At 68.5% G+C, this 14750-nt stretch carries 14 protein-coding genes and 2 pseudogenes; 12 read left to right on the top strand and 4 right to left on the bottom strand.

The annotated features are described in order from the left end of the window. The first annotated feature begins 42 nt into the window (after nt 1-42). The 6 genes and pseudogenes from MRBLWS13_RS09360 (at nt 43) to MRBLWS13_RS09335 (ending at nt 6417) form a co-directional block, all read left to right on the top strand. Nucleotides 43-1083, top strand: a complete 1041-nt coding sequence (locus MRBLWS13_RS09360) for a Xaa-Pro peptidase family protein (protein ID WP_349428768.1) — start codon at nt 43-45, stop codon at nt 1081-1083. Nucleotides 1084-1098: 15 nt separating this feature from the next. Continuing rightward, on the top strand, nt 1099-2499 hold the full coding sequence (lpdA, locus tag MRBLWS13_RS09355) for a dihydrolipoyl dehydrogenase (protein WP_349427764.1): 1401 nt from the start codon (nt 1099-1101) through the stop codon (nt 2497-2499). A gap of 398 nt (nt 2500-2897) precedes the next feature. Continuing rightward, nucleotides 2898-4004 (top strand): PEP-utilizing enzyme, encoded by a 1107-nt coding sequence (locus MRBLWS13_RS09350; RefSeq protein WP_349428767.1) that lies wholly within the window; start codon nt 2898-2900, stop codon nt 4002-4004. A 29-nt stretch (nt 4005-4033) separates the two neighbouring features. Further along, nucleotides 4034-5515, top strand: a complete 1482-nt coding sequence (locus MRBLWS13_RS09345) for a glyceraldehyde-3-phosphate dehydrogenase (RefSeq protein WP_349428766.1) — start codon at nt 4034-4036, stop codon at nt 5513-5515. A 160-nt stretch (nt 5516-5675) separates the two neighbouring features. Further along, nucleotides 5676-5930, top strand: a pseudogene (locus tag MRBLWS13_RS09340) (helix-turn-helix domain-containing protein); the annotation flags it as partial. A gap of 127 nt (nt 5931-6057) precedes the next feature. Continuing rightward, nucleotides 6058-6417, top strand: coding sequence for a hypothetical protein (locus MRBLWS13_RS09335; RefSeq protein ID WP_349428765.1), 360 nt, complete (start codon nt 6058-6060; stop codon nt 6415-6417). Between the two features lie 32 nt (nt 6418-6449). On the opposite strand, the gene MRBLWS13_RS09330 is transcribed toward MRBLWS13_RS09335, so the two are convergent. Further along, nucleotides 6450-6992, bottom strand: a complete 543-nt coding sequence (locus MRBLWS13_RS09330) for a class I SAM-dependent methyltransferase (RefSeq protein WP_349428764.1) — start codon at nt 6990-6992, stop codon at nt 6450-6452. Nucleotides 6993-7323: 331 nt separating this feature from the next. On the opposite strand from MRBLWS13_RS09330, the gene MRBLWS13_RS09325 reads away from it, so the two are divergent. Then, entirely contained in the window at nt 7324-7635 is a 312-nt protein-coding gene (locus MRBLWS13_RS09325; protein ID WP_349428763.1) for a CinA family protein, read from the top strand. Between the two features lie 45 nt (nt 7636-7680). On the opposite strand, the gene MRBLWS13_RS09320 is transcribed toward MRBLWS13_RS09325, so the two are convergent. Together MRBLWS13_RS09320 and MRBLWS13_RS09315 are read right to left on the bottom strand one after the other, a co-directional pair. Then, the gene (locus MRBLWS13_RS09320) at nt 7681-8262 is read right to left on the bottom strand and encodes a GNAT family N-acetyltransferase (protein ID WP_349428762.1); all 582 of its coding nucleotides are present in this window, start codon (nt 8260-8262) and stop codon (nt 7681-7683) included. Continuing rightward, nucleotides 8259-8849 carry a hypothetical protein gene (locus MRBLWS13_RS09315; RefSeq protein WP_349428761.1) on the bottom strand — a complete coding sequence of 197 codons (591 nt, stop codon included), beginning with the start codon at nt 8847-8849 and terminating at the stop codon, nt 8259-8261. The genes MRBLWS13_RS09320 and MRBLWS13_RS09315 overlap by 4 nt, the downstream gene beginning before the upstream one ends. A 157-nt stretch (nt 8850-9006) precedes the next feature. On the opposite strand from MRBLWS13_RS09315, the gene MRBLWS13_RS09310 reads away from it, so the two are divergent. Together MRBLWS13_RS09310 and MRBLWS13_RS09305 are read left to right on the top strand one after the other, a co-directional pair. Continuing rightward, on the top strand, nt 9007-9618 hold the full coding sequence (locus MRBLWS13_RS09310) for a TetR family transcriptional regulator (RefSeq protein ID WP_349428760.1): 612 nt from the start codon (nt 9007-9009) through the stop codon (nt 9616-9618). 180 nt (nt 9619-9798) lie between these two features. Next, nucleotides 9799-11205 carry an MFS transporter gene (locus MRBLWS13_RS09305; RefSeq protein ID WP_349428759.1) on the top strand — a complete coding sequence of 469 codons (1407 nt, stop codon included), beginning with the start codon at nt 9799-9801 and terminating at the stop codon, nt 11203-11205. Between the two features lie 115 nt (nt 11206-11320). Here the strand turns inward: MRBLWS13_RS09305 and MRBLWS13_RS09300 are convergent. Continuing rightward, nucleotides 11321-11825, bottom strand: a pseudogene (locus MRBLWS13_RS09300) (zinc-binding dehydrogenase); the annotation flags it as partial. A 179-nt stretch (nt 11826-12004) separates the two neighbouring features. On the opposite strand from MRBLWS13_RS09300, the gene MRBLWS13_RS09295 reads away from it, so the two are divergent. From MRBLWS13_RS09295 to MRBLWS13_RS09285, 3 genes are read left to right on the top strand one after another with little or no spacing between them, the layout of a single operon-like run. Further along, nucleotides 12005-13147, top strand: coding sequence for a 3-oxoacyl-[acyl-carrier-protein] synthase III C-terminal domain-containing protein (locus MRBLWS13_RS09295; protein ID WP_349428758.1), 1143 nt, complete (start codon nt 12005-12007; stop codon nt 13145-13147). After that, on the top strand, nt 13144-13836 hold the full coding sequence (locus MRBLWS13_RS09290) for an iron-containing redox enzyme family protein (RefSeq protein ID WP_349428757.1): 693 nt from the start codon (nt 13144-13146) through the stop codon (nt 13834-13836). Before MRBLWS13_RS09295 ends, MRBLWS13_RS09290 begins: the two co-directional genes overlap by 4 nt. 1 nt (nt 13837) lies before the next feature. Beyond that, on the top strand, nt 13838-14689 hold the full coding sequence (locus tag MRBLWS13_RS09285; protein WP_349428756.1) for a hypothetical protein: 852 nt from the start codon (nt 13838-13840) through the stop codon (nt 14687-14689). Nucleotides 14690-14750: the final 61 nt, after the last annotated feature.

The raw sequence follows: 14750 nt of genomic DNA, 5'->3' as shown, positions 1-14750 counted from the left end.
TACACCACTCAGACGTGGATCGGGGGTGCCCTCGGCGACAAGATGATCCGTTACGCGCTCCTGATGCGTGGTCACGATCCGATTCTGTGGGACTTCGGCTCGGCGGTGCGTCATCACAAGCTGTACTCGGACTGGGTGCCCGAGGAGAACTATCGAGCCGGATTCCTCGGCTTCCGTGGCGCGGTGGCACCCGAAGGTGCTGGGCTGATGAAAGATGCGGTCTCGGAGATCCGCTCCCTGCTGAAGGCTGCCGGACTCGCCGACGCGCCACTGGGCATCGACATCGTCGAGCCCCCCTTCCTGTTCGAGCTGCAACGCCAGGGTCTCACCGTAGTCGATGCCCAGCAGGCCATGCTCGACGCCCGAGTGATCAAGAGCCAGGACGAGATCGTGCTCCTCAATCAGGCCGCGGCGATGGTCGACGGGGTCTACCAGGACATTGCGGAGGCGCTGAAGCCTGGGGTGCGGGAGAACGAAATCGTGGCGCTCGCGAACAAGCGTCTCTATGAGTACGGCTCGGATCAGGTCGAGGCCGTCAATGCGATCTCGGGCGAGCGGTGCAACCCGCACCCGCACAACTTCACGGACCGGATCATCCGCCCCGGCGACCAGGCCTTCTTCGATATCATCCATTCGTTCAACGGCTACCGCACGTGCTACTACCGCACGTTCGGCGTCGGCTGGGCCACCCCGAGCCAGCGGGACGCATACCAGCAGGCGAGGGAGTGGATGGACGTCGCACTGGACGCGATCAAGCCGGGCGTGGGAAGCGACCAGGTCGCCAGCGTGTTGCCGGCCGCCGAAGATTTCGGATTCGAGAACGAACTGGCCGCCTTCGGTCTGCAGTTCGCGCACGGTCTCGGCCTCGGTCTGCACGAGAGGCCGATCATTTCCCGGCTGAACTCGATGAAGGATCCCGTCGAGCTGAAACCGGGGATGGTGTTCGCCATGGAGACATACTGCCCAGCGTCCGATGGCATCTCGGCGGCGCGCATCGAGGAAGAGGTCGTTGTCACCGACTACGGCATCGAGGTGCTCACCAGGTTCCCGGCGCAAGAGCTCTTCGTCGCGAACCAGTACTGAACGGCGGATAACGATATGCCTCACTACGACGTCGCCATCCTCGGCGCGGGGCCCGGCGGGTACGTCGCGGCCGTCCGTGCTTCTCAGCTCGGCCTCAAGGTCGCGATCATCGAAGAGAAGTACTGGGGCGGTGTCTGCCTCAACGTCGGCTGCATCCCCTCGAAGGCTCTGCTCAAGAACGCCGACCTCGCGCACCAGTTCCACCACAAGGCCGATCTGTTCGGCATCTCGGGTGATGTGCACTTCGACTTCGGGGTCGCATGGGATCGCAGCCGCAAGGTGGCCGATACCCACGTCAAGGGCATCCACTACCTGATGAAGAAGAACAAGGTCGACGAGTACGAGGGGCGCGGATCGTTCACCGGTCCGAACGCGATCCGTGTGACCAAGGCCGACGGCTCCACCGAGGACGTCACCTTCGACAACGCGATCATCTCCACCGGCTCCAAGGTCCGCCTGCTTCCCGGCGTGCAGATCGGCGGCAACATCGTCACCTACGAGGAGCAGATCCTCGCCCGCGACCTGCCGCAGTCGATCGTCATCGTCGGCGCCGGCGCCATCGGCATGGAGTTCGCCTTCGTCATGGTGAACTACGGCGTCAAGGTCACGATCATCGAGTTCCTCGACCGGGCCCTGCCCAACGAGGACGCCGACGTCTCCAAGGAGATCGCGCGCCAGTACAAGGGCTACGGCGTCGACATCCTCACCTCGACCAAGGTCGAGACGGTCACCGACCACGGCGACCGCGTCACCGTGACCTACACCCCGGCGGCCGGCGGCGAGACGCAGTCGATCGACGCCGACAAGGTCATGATGTCGATCGGCTTCGCCGCAAACGTCGAGGGCTTCGGGCTCGAGAACACCGGCGTGAAGCTCACCGACCGCGGCGCCATCGACATCGACGACCACATGCGCACCAACGTGCCGCACATCTACGCGATCGGCGACGTCACCGCCAAACTGCAGCTGGCCCACGTGGCCGAGGCGCAGGGCGTCGTCGCCGCCGAGACGATCGGCAAGACCGAGACGATGACCCTCGGCGACTACCGCATGATGCCGCGCGCCACGTTCTGCTCGCCGCAGGTCGCCTCGTTCGGCCTCACCGAGCAGCAGGCGCGCGACGCCGGCTACGACGTCAAGGTCGCCAAGTTCCCGTTCTCGGCGAACGGCAAGGCGAACGGCCTGGGCGAGCCCATCGGCTTCGTCAAGCTCATCGCGGACGGCGAGCACCTCGAGCTGCTCGGCGGTCACCTCATCGGCCCCGACGTCTCGGAGCTGCTGCCCGAGCTGACGCTCGCCCAGAAGTGGGACCTCACTGCTCTCGAGGCCGCGCGCAACGTCCACACGCACCCGACGCTGTCGGAGGCCGTGCAGGAGGCCTTCCACGGCCTCGCCGGCCACATGATCAACCTCTGATCAGCTGACGCGGAAACGCCCCGGACCTTCTCGAAAGGTCCGGGGCGTTTCGTCTCGTCGCTGGCGCTCCTCGCTCAACGACCGGGTGCTGGTTCGGACGCGCGCGCGAAGCGAGACGAAACGCCTCTCCCCCGGTCGTTGAGCGAGCGGAGCGAGACGAAACCCGCTACGACTCCTCAGGCTCCCAGCGTGCGGGCGAGCTTGGAATCGGATGCCGCTTCCCGGCCACCGACCGCATGCACGGCTTGTGCGGCGGCGGCGAAAAGACGCCCGCGCTCCAGATCGTCGTCGGGCGCCGCGGGCCGAGCTGGAGTTCTCACGCCCGGCAGGTGTGCTCCCTGCGCCCGTCGTGGTCTGGACGCGCTCATCCACAGGATCCGCGACGGCTCCCGTGCTTCGTGGCCAAAACCACCGATCCGGATGCCCGCGAGCGCCTCGGTGAGGTGACGGTCGCAGTCACGGCCGCGATGCATCCTTACTCTGGGGTGAAATGTGTGAATCTTTCCTCAATTTCGTGCCGCAAGAGGCGAAGAATTCCAAATAGCTTTGCCGTGATAGCCCGGTCTATCGGGCAGAGCGGAGAGGTGATGACCCTCGACACAATGGCTGCGGCTGCAGCCCGCGGGAGCAGCGCGCTCACAGCACGGGCCGCGGTCTCGGTGTGGGACGGCACCGGGAGCACGGTCGCCCTGGAGACGATGTGGTCTGCGCAGTTGAGTCAGGTTCACAAAGCGGGCGACATCGAGCAGTACCCCGCTCAGATGCGCGCCGCCTACGCGCATGGACGTCACGTGAGGGGTAGCGCCGTCATCACGGGCGTTGCCGTCGCCGATCGCGCCGGGTTCCGCATCTCGGATGCAGAGGTCGAGGAGCTCGCTCGGCATGCGCTGATCATCGAGGAGTACCACGGCCGGCCGCTGGACAACGAGTGGGGCGAGGGACGTGCGATCGGACAGAAGATCGGCGCGGGACCAGTCCGCGTCATGACCGCGACCGACCAGATAGACCAGCTCCCGTCAGGCGACGTGCGCCCTGCCGACATGACGGATCCGGACTGGGAGCCCATCATGGAACTCGCCTCCGCCATCGTCACCACCCGCGGCGATCGCACTTGCCACACCTCGATCATTGCGCGGGAGCTCGGCATCCCCGCCGTCGAAGGCAGCGGCAACGCCACTCACGTCCTCGTTGACGCCCAAGAAGTGACGGAGTTCTGCGCCGAGGACGACATCGGATCCGTCTACCAGGGCATTCCCCGCGCGCTGCAGGAACTCGAAACCCTCGAGTCGCCGCTGCGCGATGAGATTGCCGAGCGGATCAGCGCCTGCGCATCGCCTCGGGAGTATTTCGTCCGACGGGTCGCTGAAGGCGTCTCGATTCTCGGCGCCGCGTTCGCGCCCGAACCGGTGATCGTGCTCATTCCCGACACCGTGGTCGAGACGTGGCTGTCACTGTCGTCAGGGGCGCAGACGGATGCCACGGTGCTGACCCGATGGACTGTCTGACAACACGATCGGCTGTGAGGAGAGACGAGATGTCTGCATTTGCATTCGCATTCCACGCTCATCGCGACGAGTGGGTCGCGCGTGAAGAGATCGCGGAGTCCCTGATCCCGTTGATCGGCGGGCTGTACCGCGACCACGGCGTGGTGACCTCGATCCACGGTCACCGGCTCATCAACCTGTCGGCGACCGGCGTGATCGAGATGCACGACCGGGCGCGCGAGCTCGGACACGACGAGCTGACGCTGGCGCAGAGCGGTGTGGTGCTCGCAGCCCTGCGCGAGATCCGGCCGGGACCGGCGTCGATTGACATCGCGCGCCTCGCCGCGTCGCTGCGCGAAGCGGGCGACGGCGTCGACGCGGTCCGTCACGTCCGCGCCGAGCTGGCGAGGGTCCCGACCGCGAGTCCGCTGCGGGCGAGCGCGGACGTGGTCCTATACGGGTTCGGCCGCATCGGTCGCCTCCTGGCACGCATTCTCATCAGTCAAGCGGGAAGCGGCCACGGACTGCGACTGCGGGCCATCGTCGTGCGGCGCGGGTCCGACAACGACCTCTCGAAACGCGCGAGTCTTCTCGCGCGCGACTCGGTGCACGGTCCGTTCGCCGGATCAGTGACAGTGGATCACGAGGCGGACGTGCTCATCGCGAACGGCACCCGCATCCAGGTGATCTATGCGGACGACCCGGCGATCATCGACTACACCGCTTATGGCATCGACGACGCGATCGTCGTGGACAACACCGGCCGGTGGCGCGACCAGGCAGGGCTCGCCCAGCACCTGTCGAGCACCGGAGTGTCGCGAGTGCTGCTGACGGCGCCGGGCAAGGCGCCGGTGAAGAACATCGTGCACGGCATCAACGACGATGCGATCACGCAAGACGACCGCATCCTGTCGGCGGCGTCGTGCACGACGAACGCCATCACGCCGGTGCTCGCCGCGATCGACGAGGCCTACGGCGTCGCGCGCGGCCACGTCGAGACGGTGCACTCGTTCACCAACGACCAGAACCTCACCGACAATTTCCACAGGGGCGACCGGCGCGGACGCTCGGCGGTCCTGAACATGGTGATCACGGAGACCGGTGCGGCCGAGGCCGTCGCCAAGGCATTGCCGCAGTTGGCAGGCAGGCTCACTGGGTCGAGCATCCGAGTCCCCACCCCCGATGTGTCGCTGGCGATCCTCCATCTCACGCTTGAGCGTCCCGCCGCGCGCGACGAGGTCAACGACTACCTGCGGCGGGTCTCGCTGCACTCACAGCTGCGTCAGCAGATCGACTATGTGGAGTCGCCAGAGGTGGTTTCCAGCGACTTCGTCGGGTCGCACCGCGCCGGGATCGTGGACGGGCTCGCCACGATCGCCGATGGCGTGAACCTCGTGCTCTACGTCTGGTATGACAACGAATTCGGGTACTCCTGCCAGGTGGTCCGCGTGCTCGAACGGATGGCTGGGACACACGCGGTCGTCGTCCCGGCACGTGCCGAAGTCCGCCTCGGCTCCGCTGCCGCGGTGTGAGGGGGGCTTCGTTCGAGCCCGCGCGCGGCGTCCCGCCATGCCGCCACGTGCAGCAATGCGATCAGGGCTTTCGCCATGGAGGACGATGACGCGGGGTTCTGGCCGGTGATGATCGGACCGTCCTGGGCGGCCCGCCCGGTGTCTTCGCCCGCGGGCCGGCCTCTCTGCGCTCTCCGACGGAACGCTGCGGTGGGGCGAGCTGCGCCGACAGGTCGACGGCATCAGCGAGAAGATGCTCGCCTCGACGCTTCGCACCCTCGCCGCCGACGGCCTCGTGCATCGGGAGTCGCTGCCGGCCGTTCCTCCCCACGTGGAGTACAGCCTCACCCCGCCCGGCCGCGACCTCATGGAGCGGATGCGCCCACTCGTCGCGTGGGTCGCCGACCACGCCGACGCGATGGTCGGGCGGACGTAGCGCCCCGCGACGGTGGATTCATTGATCTGCGCAGGCGAGTTCGTCATGCTCGGCTGGTGAACAGAATCGAACGTCGCGAATCCAGGGTGACGCGGATCACGACGGATGTCCCGGCGGGGATCTGAGAATGGCGGTGATCGAGGACGTTCGAGCGCTGGGTACGCAGCTGGAGCGCTCGTACCCCGTCTATGTGCACGGGAGGTTGAAGTTCCGCGTGGGTCAGATCGTGTACGTGGCGTTCTCGCTCGACGAGAGCGTGATGGGTTTCGCCTTCCCGAAGGAGGAGCGGGCGGCGCTCGTCGGGGGCGATCCACGCAAGTTCCAGATGCCATCGGCGACCGACCTGCGCTTCAACTGGGTGCACGCGGATCTTGCATCACTGGAGCCCGCAGAGGCCCGTGAGCTCGTCGTGGACGCCTGGCGCATGGTCGTCCCCCAGAAGCTCGCTCGCGCCTACGATCTCGCGCATCCGGACGGCCCGGGCTGAGGATGCAGGTTCTACCGCGGCGTGCGTGCGGCTCATGGCTTGCGCCATACCGACACGTGGCTGGTGGTGTCGGAGGTGAAGAGCGTGCGCTTCCAATCCTCGTTTCGACCCTCGAACACGAGACCCGCCAGTCGCGCCATGAGGTCGCACTCGGCGGGCCAGATGAAGCGGAAGTTGCTCGCGCCGTACCGGATCGAGCCGTCGTTGTCCCGCGTGTAGTGGTGCGAGGTGCCCTGCTGCGTGACGGGATCCATCGTGTCGAAGCCGAGGTGGGAGTCGCTGACGTCGAACGGGACCGCAGTCTGTCCGGGTGGGAACCGCCGCAGCGGCGGCACCCACAACTCGATGACGAAACGTCCGCCGGGCGCGAGATGGTCGGCGGCGTTCTGGAAGCACGCCACCTGCTCGTCCTGGGTGCGGAGATTGCCGATGCTGTTCCACACGACGTAGACGAGCGAGAAGACTCCCGAGACCGTGGTGGTCGCCATGTCGCCGACCGTGACGGGGGTCTCGTCGGCGGATGCCTCGGCCCGCAGCTGGTCGGCCATCGGCTGCGACAACTCGATGCCGGCCACACGGATGCCGCGCGCCGCCAGGGGATCGCAACTCGACCGGTCCCGATCGCGAATTCGAGAGCCGGTCCGTCGCCCGCGAGTTCCGCGAGGAAGTCGACCGTGGGTTCGAGTATCTCTGGCGCGAACATATCCGCCGCGGACGCCTCATAGCGTCGAGCTGTCTCGGCATCCCAGTAGTCGCTGCTCACCATTCGCCAGACGCTAGCCGAACCTCCGGCTCGGCGTTAGTTCCCGACCAGATCCGAGACGGGTCTCGCGCCAGCGTGGGCCGGACCCAGGCTCGAGCAGTGCTGCACGACTGCACGGCGGGGTGGTCGCCTATGCGACCGCGGTGAAGCAGAAGGTGCTGGCGGTGTCGCCGGGGCCGGTGGTGAGCGCCCGGTGCGCGGAGGAGATGGCCGCCGGTGTGGCAGCGCAGCTGGACGCGGATGCCGCCGTCGCGACGACCGGTGTGGGCGGACCCGACAGCGAGGAGGGCCGGGATCCGGGAACGGTCTACATCGGGTGGTGGGTCCACGGGCAGACCGGCAGCAGGCTGTACACCTTCGACGGCACGCCGGAAGAGGTCCTCGAAGCGACGGTCGCTGCCGTGCTCACCGACCTCCTCCGAGCCATGGATGCCGCCGAGCGCCGTGCATCCTGACGGCCGACGCCATGCGGTCCGCTGCCCGTCCCCGGGACGAGGTCGTCAGAAGCGGTAGCGCAGCAGCTGCATGTCGGTGGTGCCGGGCTCCAGACCCTCGTCGAGGAAACCGGCGCGTTCGGCGACATGGCGCGCGACCGCGTTCGCCGGACGGGTGCGCACCACGACATCGGTGCCCGGCGCGACGAGGGGCGCGAGCACGAGCGCCTGATCCACGACGATGCGTGCCAGTCCTCGCCCCTGCGCGGCCGGGGCGAAGCGGTAGTAGACGTTCAGCACGGGCTGGCCCGCCATCCTGTGATTCCGGATGCCGCCGAGACCGGCGAACACCCGCGCGCCGTCGTCGACGTCGGCTCCGGGCACGCCCTCCGGCCAGTCCGAGGCAGGGATGAGCACCGCCCAGTAACCGAACCCGTGTTCCGCCCAGTGCTCGAGCATCGGCTCCAGGAAGCGCGCGGAGTGCTCGACGTCGGTGTGCGTCTCCTCAGGGTCGTAGCGGTAGACGGTGGGGTCGCCGTGGGCGGCGAACACGCCCGCGGCGTCCGCTTCGTGCGGCCGGCGCAGCAGCACTCCTGCGTCGGTGGCGATCCGCAGCGCGTGTCGGCGCGCCGCCGCTGCGGTCGTCATGCAGTGAGGGTGACGACGCCGACGAGGATCGCGACGAGGACGTCGAGCACGGCGCAGAAGCGGGCGAGCGCTTGATCGACGACGCGTCCGGTGCGGTGGTGGTGAGCGTCCCACGCGGCGTGGCCGAGCAGCGCGGCCGAGACCAGCAGCCCGCCGACGGTCGGATCGAGCTGCAGGGCCAGCACGGCGGTCGCGCCGAGCACGAGCATCGCCGCCGTCTGCAGCGGCAGCGCCCACCAGGGATGGGCGCGGCGCGAGGCGGGTCCTGCAACGACCAGGACTCCGGCCAGCAGCAGCAGCCACGGCATGGCATCCAGATCTGCGAACTTGTCCAGCGAGATGAGAGCGAACGCGATGCCGAAGGCGACCCACGCCGCCCACCGCCGCTGCGTGGCGGCTGCAGCGAGATAGACGAGACCGGATGCCGCGACCACCGGAGCGACGTCGCGGCCATCCGTCAACCCGTACGCAGTGGCGGCGGCGACCAGTACGGCGAGCGCGATGGGCCATGCGATCTGCCACCAGGTACCCGCACGCCGGCGTGCCAGTGCGCTGTCGGGCGAGTCCTGCGTGAGGACGGCATCCATCTCCCACCCCTTTCTGGAACACGGGTAAACGGGTTATTAAACTGTACTCCGGTGTTCGAGTTAACGGAAGCCCTTCCTCAGCCATCGCGCTGAACGAGCCTAAGGCGACGCTCCAGCAGGCTAAAGTGCACATGACTGTCTGGTTTGGGAGGGCTCCGTGGCTGCAGCGGGAACTAACATCACTGAACCCGCGGGTGCGTCCTCCCAGGATCGTACGAAGCGCGCGGATGCCGTGCGCAACATCGAGGCGATCGTCGCCGCCGCCACCCGACTCCTCGCGGTCGACCCCGACGCGAGCATCAATGACATCGCCAAGGCCGCGAACGTCGGACGGGTGACGCTCTACGGTCACTTCGACTCTCGCGCGACGCTCATCCGCGAGGTCGTCGATCGCGCGATCGCCCAGACCGATGAGGCGCTGGCCGATCTCGACCTCGACGGCGACCCCCGCGAGGCTCTCGCGCGTCTGCTCGAGGCCACCTGGCACCTCACCCATAGGTTCGGTGCTGTCGTCGTCGCGGCTTCGCAAGCGCTGCCCCCCGAGCAGATCCGTCGTGCCCACGACGAGCCGGCGGCCCGCGTCCGGGCGCTGCTCGAGCGAGGACGCGACGCCGGCGAGTTCCGCCGCGACGTTCCCATCGACTGGCAGATCAGCGTCATCCAGGCGATCCTGCACGGGGCCTCGGCTGCGGTCCATCGTGGCGAGATCACCGCCGACGAGGCGCCCGCCCTGGTGCGCGACACGATCCTCGCCGCGCTCGCCGCCTGATACCGGCTCATCGGCTCGAGCTCATCGGCTCGGCCTCGGCTTCGGCCTCAGATGTGGATGCCGCCGTCGCCGCGCTGTTCGGTGCTCGGCGGGTCCGCCGTGCCCAGCGCCGCTCGCGCCGACGTCGCAACAACACCTCTTGTCGAACATGCATGTACGAGTTATTGTACTCGTACACAGATGTTCAACTTGCGAAAGGTCGTCGTCGTGCACACTTCAGATCCCACGGCAGCGAAGGCCCTCCCCACCACCGATCCGTCCCGCTGGCGCATCCTCGCCCTGCTGGGCGTGGCGCAGCTGATGCTGATCGTCGATGTCACGGTCGTCGCGATCGCGCTGCCCGAGATGCAAGCCGAACTCGGGCTGGACCGGACGACGGTCGCGTGGGTCGCGAGCGTCTACGCCCTGGTCTTCGGCGGCTTGATGCTGCTCGGCGGCAAGGCCGCCGACATCCTGGGGCCGCGGCGCGTGGTGCTGGCAGGCCTGTCAGTGTTCGTCGTCGCCTCGCTGCTCGCGGGACTGGCGGGCAGTGGCGAGGTGCTGCTGCTCGCCCGCGCGCTCCAGGGAGTGGGCGCGGCTGCCATGTCGCCCGCAGCGCTGTCGGTGATCGTGCGCACGTTCGCCGGTGCGGAGCTGACCCGTGCCCTCGGCGTGTGGTCGGCGCTCGGCGGCGCGGGTGCCGCCATCGGCGTGCTGCTCGGTGGCCTGCTGACCGCCGGGCCGGGGTGGCCGTGGGTGTTCTTCATCAACGTGCCCGTCGGCATCCTGTTGCTGATCGGTCTGGTGAGATCGGTCCGACCGCTGCCCGGATCCGGCGGCCGCCTCGACGTGGTCGGCGCGGCGCTGGTGACGGCCGCGACGGGCGCCGCGGTGTACGGACTCGCCGCCGCCGGCGATGAGGGCTGGTTGAGCGCTGCCACGCTGATCGCGATCTGTGCCGCGCTCGTGGGATACGGGCTCTTCGTGTGGCGGATCCGCACCGCCGCCGCCCCGCTCATCGAGCCGGCGATGCTCAGGCGAGGACCCGTGCTGCGCGGGCTGGGGCTGATCTTCGTCGCGGCCGCCCTGATGATCTCGGTGTTCTTCCTCGGCTCGTTCTCACTGCAGCACCTCCACGGGTTCACCGCCCTGGAGACCGGGCTGTCGTTCCTGCCTGTCGCCGCCGGCACCATCCTCGGCGCCACGCTCGGCGGCCGCATCATCCCGCGGTGGGGCGTGCGGACGGTCTCGGTGACGGGGCTGCTCATCACCGCTGCAGGACTCGCGGCAGCCGCGGGGGTCTTCTCCATGACGGTGCTGATCGTCGGCACGAGCGTGGCGGGCTTCGGCGTCGGCGCGGTGTTCGTCGCGGCCGCGGGCAGCATGTTCTCCGCGGTCGAGCCGGCCGAAGCCGGCGTCGCGTCGGGCGCGCTGAGCACCTTCCACGAGTTCGGCGCCGCCGCGGGGGTGTCCGCAGTGTCCAGCGTGGCGGCGGCGGCCCTGCTGGCTCCCGGTTTTGCCGCCTTCGCGTCCGGCTACTGGTTCGCCGCGGCCGTCGCGCTCTTGACAGGCCTGGCGTCGTTGCTGCGGCCGCGGCGGGCAGGCTGACGGATGCCGCGGGCCCGTGCCGACGGGGTCAGGACGCTTCGACCGCCGGTCGGGGGAGGTGGCGAAGGCGAGAACCTGGCTCGGGGTACAGCTGGCCGGCTGAGCGATCCGGCCGCTACAGCATGCTCACCACCGTCTTCCCGCGTGAGCCGCCCGCGGCCGCGAGCCGGAGCGCCTCGGCGGTCTGGTCGAAGGGAAGCACTGGGCCGACCACGGGCCGCAGCACGCCGTCGTCGACCAGCCGGGTGATGTCGCGCAATTGGTCGCCGCTGGCGTGCATGAACAGGAACTCGTAACTGACGCCGAGCTTGCGCGCGTGCCTGCGCACCTTCCGGCTGTGGCCGCGGACCACGAGCCGCACGAGGGGGCTGAGTCCGGCATCCCGCGCGAACTGGGGGTCGGGAGGGCCCGCGATGCCGATGGCGCGCCCGCCGGGCTTCAGGATGCGCAGCGACCTCTCCAGGTTTCTCGCCGCCGACGCCGTCGAGCACGAGGTCGAAGTCGCTGAGCTGCTGCGCGAAGTCTTCGGACCGATAGTCGATGACGATGTCCGCACCGAGTTCGCGCACGAACTGTGCGTTCGCGCTGCCGGCGGTGGTGGCGACCGTCGCGCCCAGATGGTTGAGCAAGGTGACTTGGACCATTTCGATATCACCGATTATAGTCAATAATGAGGACGCTCGGTAATGCCGTCACGAACGGGCGCTGGCCGGTCGGGCTCCTCCGCCCGGCATGATCCACACGGTGCACCCGCCACGTCACGGCGGGCTGAGCGTGGCGCCGGGCCTAGTGTCGTCACATGGGCGCGACGGCGAATGCCTACCTCACCGGTTTCGGCCGGTACCTTCCCGGCGCGCCCGTGGACAACGACGGCATCGCGGCCCGGCTCGGCGGCGACGACCCCGTCACCGAGCGCATCCGGCGCCGCATCCTGGAATCGAACGGCATCCGTCAGCGGCACTACGCGCTCGACGAGCACGGCGAGCCGACCGAGCTCAACGAGGAGCTCGCGGTCAAGGCGCTGCGCGCGGCGCTCGACGATCGCGGCATCGATGCGGCGGACATCCGGATGCTGGCGTGCGCGACCACGATGGGCGACGTCCTCGTTCCGGGCTTCGCGTCGATGGTGCACGGGCGTCTCGGCGGCGGGCCGATGCAGCTGCTGTCGGCGTCGGGGGTGTGCGCGTCCAGTCTGGCGGCGCTCGATGCCGCCGTCAGCAAGATCCGGCTCGGCGATCACCCGCGCGCCGCCGTCGTCGGCTCGGAGCTGCCCAGTCGGAGCCTCCGGCAGCGCCGGTACGACGGCATCCGCGCCGGCATGGACTCCCACTTCCTGCGGTGGATGCTGTCGGACGGCGCCGGCGCCGTCGTCGTGGAGTTCCAGCCGCATCCCGACAAGCCGTCCCTGCGCGTCGACTGGGTGCGGCACGTCTCGCTCGCCCATGAGCACGATGTCTGCATGCGCGCCGGAATGACGGGGCCCGAGCCTGTCGTCGGCGGCACCTGGCAGGACGTCGACATCGCCGACGCCGAGGCCGCGGGGATGTTCCTCCTGCGCCAGGACGTGGGCATGCTCGACGATCTGGCGGATGCCGGCATCCGCCAGTTCGAGGAGCTGGTCGACATCGGACTCGTCGACGTGCGGCATCTCGATCACGTCGTGTGCCACTACAGCACGAACATGTTCCGCGACGTCGCGTTCGAGGCGCTGCGTCGCCGCATCCCGACGCTCGACACCGACCGCTGGTTCTCGAATCTCGAGACCCGCGGGAACACCGGATCCGCCAGCATCTTCATCGCCCTCGAGGAGGCGTGGCGGACCGGCCGGTTCGCGCCGCGCGAGACGGTGCTCCTGGCCGTGCCCGAGTCGGGACGATTCTCTTTCGCCTTCGCCCACCTCACGGTGGTCGCCCCACCGCATCAGCAAGGAGCAACGCCATGAGCATCACGACGACCGCCTCGGCCGAGGCCTCGGCCGCCGACACGCTGTTCGAACGACTCGCCGACGTCTGGGTCGAGCTCGAGGGGCGTCTCGAGCGCGTCCCCATCCTCGCGCGGCTGGCCGAAGGCACCGTGACCCTCGACGACTACCGGCGGCTGCTGTTCAACCTCCGCCAGCAGGTCGTCGACGGGTCGCCGTGGATCTCGCGTGCGGCATCCAGCTTCGATGGCGACCATTTCGAGCTGCGTTCGGCGGCGATCCGCCACGCAGAGGAGGAGCACCGCGACCATCTCATGCTCGAGCGCGACTACGTCGCGATCGGCGGCTCGCTCGACGAGCTGCGCGCGGGCCGGAAGAACATCGGCTCGGAGGCGCTCTCGGCCTACATGTTCCACTACGCCGGCCGGCCGAATCCGGTAGGGCTCCTCGGCGCGATGTTCATCATCGAAGGGCTCGGCGCCAGGCGTGCGGCGGGCTGGGCCGCGCGATTCCAGGAGGTGCTGGGGCTCGCCGACAACCAGGTGCAATTCATGCGCTATCACCAGGATGCCGACACCGAGCACACCGGCAACCTCGAGGCCATCATCACCTCGGGTGCGATCGATGCGCGGGCGGCTGACGAGATCGTGCGCTGCGCGCAGGTGGTCGCCCGGCTCTACGCGCTGCAGCTCGAGGAACTGGATCGCTGACATGCCGCAGTTCGTGCGGACGGACCCGAGCATGTGGGAAGCGGTGTACGCCGATCCCTCGGTGCCCCTCGACCGCGCGCTCGTGCGGCAGATCATCGACGACCAGCGACGCCTCTCGCGCCGCTGGCTCTATCCCGTCGCTCGCGTGGTGTCGCGCGTCCTCGTCGCGCTCGTCTCGATCGTCAAGCGCGTGCTGCCGTTCCGATGGATGCCGCTGCGCACGATGGACACGCTGTGCGTGTGGTTCCTCCGCCGGTTCGTCTCGCCCGATGCCGTCGAGCTGCTCATCCGGCATTTCGTGGTCGAGACCAATCTCGTCAACTTCATCATCCGCAACACCTCGGTCGAGATGGAGCCGGTGACGCTTCGCCCCGAGACGCTCGCAGGGCTCGGAGACTCGGCCGTCGTCGAGCACGACGTCAACGTGTACGACGTGCTGATCGCGCTCGACGGGATCCCGCTGACCCCGCCGGAGCACCTCGACTTCACCCAACTCGACATCCCGCATCTGGATGCCGAGCGGCGGCGGCGCCGGCTGCTCAACCTCGACATCCAGACGGCGCTGTGCTTCATGAACATCCCGTTCTCGATGGCCCTCACCGTCGAGGAGTACCGCCGAGCGGTGCACTCGATCCGGTTCGACGACTCGTTCCTCGAGATCCTGGCGCTCGTGTGCGACGACGACACGTTCCGGCATTGGAAGCTCGCGGGCATGAGCCTCTGGATGGACTCGAACGTCGATGTGCCGCGGATGGTCTACCGCCACGCGCTCGTCTGCGAGTACGCCCACGCGCAGCTGGTGAAGCTCTCCGGCGGCGCCTACCCCCGCGAGACGCCCGCCGCGTTCGACTGACGGGATCTCGGCCACGCCTGCCCCCGGGCGCGTTAGCATCGCACCGATGGAACGCGTAGGA

Origin of the sequence: Microbacterium sp. LWS13-1.2 (assembly GCF_040144835.1) — a bacterium.
In the GTDB taxonomy this organism is placed as follows: Bacteria; Actinomycetota; Actinomycetes; order Actinomycetales; family Microbacteriaceae; genus Microbacterium.
This window is presented reverse-complemented; position numbering and strand designations above follow the sequence as displayed.